We start from the raw sequence: 2167 nt of genomic DNA on the forward strand, positions 1-2167 counted from the left end.
AAATTAGAAGCAGGCGTACCGCATTCTTACTTCAATAGTACATATGCAAGTATTAAAGTCCAGAACTCGTCTGGTAGCATTATATACAATAAGGAAATCCTGGGTAATAGACAACAAAATGCTGAAACCCAAACAGTACCTATAAAAGTGGGAGATTATATAGAATTTACTCATGTAGAAGGGGAAGCAGCAAAGGAAAAAACACGAGCGACTTTAACTAACCTTGAGAATGGAAAACAGGAATATATAGGAAAGAAAAGGATATATCAGGTTAAATCTACAGGATTAATAAGACAATAGTGATATAAAAAAGTTGGAGAATTCTCAACTTTTTTATTATGTTGCTCATTTCTGAAGAAATTCTAGGATTAATTTGTGCTTCTACAACTCAAATAAGAATTTATGAAAAAGATAAGAAGATTTACGTTTTAGTTTGAAATATATTTTGAAGAATTAAACCAGCATACATCAGACGTGGGAATTAATGGTATCATTTGCTTTGTTGTCGCAAATGTATGTATTAGAAGAGCTATTCTTTACTCAAAAGCAAAAAATTTGATGCATAAAAAAACTAATGATCAATGAGATTAAATTATATAAGTAAGATGGCGAGGGTATTGGTAGATAAACAGTACTCTAACCATTTTTGATTTGAATAATGAAGCTAATTCATTATTCAAATCAAAAAGTCAGTCACTTAAACAATTCGGGCTATTGTATTTTTATATAAAAAACTAGTTAAAAGGGATTCTGCGTAATCATGTCAGGATGGGTATTGGGTGAATCGCTCATAATTAAAAAGAGCATGTTTAATTTTTGGTTATTAAACACGCTCTTAAAATATGTAGAAGCCTATATGTCAGCCTTGACTTATGTAACTTAAATACTATTACCATATTGTATGTGCGTTCATGCCATTTCCAAGAATCAGAATAAATATTGGCAATAAAACTGGCCCTAAGGTAAGGAGTAGATTTAAAAGTATAAGAGTTCTATATATCCAGGGATAATGTTGATCAATTTGATTTGCAAACACTATAATAACTAATGACATTATGTTTGTTACATATAAGCCTAGCATTAGAAACCAATAATTTGCCATTATACTGAGACTCCATGCTCTTAATAATTCATGTATTACACCAAATGATATTCCTAATACAGCAAAACTAAAGGAAATAACTGAGATTTTTTTGAGAACTTTAGTAAATATTTTATCATGAGAATTTTCAGGGTATAAACTCATTATATTAAATAAAGATAAATAGCCATTACCATAAATTTTGTAGGTACTTTCATGTCTCAATAACGGGACATGAAAGCTTAAACTTTTTGAACATAGGACAAGAAACTTTAAACTAATTAGCCAGTAATGTTCGAAGACTTTTTTGCAAAGTACGAAAGATTAGAACGCGAACTTAAAGAAGTTATTTCAGAAGAAGATAAGAACACATCTTGGCTATATTCAAGACATGAAGACTTCATTGAAGAAATGAAAAGTATAAATGAATTAGTGGCAGTATTAAAACGCGCTCTTTAATGAGCGTGTTTATCTTTGTAACAAAGATAAACAAAAAATAACATTAATATAAAAGATTTTAAAATTCATGTAATGTTTTCTACTTATTATTAGAGAAGGGGGTGTTAATATGACTGTAAGCTTGTTTTTGTTAAACTTATTTCTGCAATTGTAGCATCTGCATGCGTAGTACCTGCTATTAATGGTATCTTTAGTAAAATTGAAGAATATGTAGGCTAAAGCATCCATAGCGAGTGCTTTTTTGTTATATAGGTTAGTATTATATCATTTTTATTTCATTGCATATCAAAAGGTATATTTTTGGAAGCAGATATATTTCTATAAAAATTAAAGTGCCAAAAGGTTCGGGATAGCCTTTTGAAGGACTTCAAAAATATATAGATCTTTGGTAAGAATGAGCACATCTTATACAAGATTAAATGGGTTTATTTCGGTAAATCTATAAAATTTCAACTTAGAGATTCTTTTCGAAATAGTTTGGAGTTTCATGCCTTTGTACAAGAAAGAAAAAATTTTGATGAGTTTAAACTTAGGTAATTTTAGCTGGATGGGCCTGTAAGGTATGGTCCAGTTATCGAGACTTTTTCATTTCTACAATAAAATTATAAAATTCTGATTTAATTTTAT

3 protein-coding genes are annotated in these 2167 nt (G+C 29.4%); 2 read left to right on the forward strand and 1 reads right to left on the reverse strand.

From position 1 onward, the window contains the following. Window positions 1–300, forward strand: a 300-nt coding sequence (locus MR167_RS31225; RefSeq protein ID WP_276575836.1) for a putative mucin/carbohydrate-binding domain-containing protein, incomplete at its 5' end; no start/stop codon positions are given. A gap of 589 nt (window positions 301–889) precedes the next feature. Here MR167_RS31225 and MR167_RS31230 read toward each other — a convergent pair. Continuing rightward, window positions 890–1306, reverse strand: coding sequence for a DUF3902 family protein (locus tag MR167_RS31230; RefSeq protein WP_255787495.1), 417 nt, complete (start codon window positions 1304–1306; stop codon window positions 890–892). A 66-nt stretch (window positions 1307–1372) separates the two neighbouring features. Here MR167_RS31230 and MR167_RS31235 point away from each other — a divergent pair, with 66 nt between their 5' ends. Beyond that, the gene (locus tag MR167_RS31235) at window positions 1373–1540 is read left to right on the forward strand and encodes a hypothetical protein (RefSeq protein ID WP_000461079.1); all 168 of its coding nucleotides are present in this window, start codon (window positions 1373–1375) and stop codon (window positions 1538–1540) included. Window positions 1541–2167: the final 627 nt, after the last annotated feature.

This window comes from Bacillus cereus group sp. BfR-BA-01355 (assembly GCF_022663675.1).
GTDB lineage: Bacteria > Bacillota > Bacilli > Bacillales > Bacillaceae_G > Bacillus_A > Bacillus_A thuringiensis_S.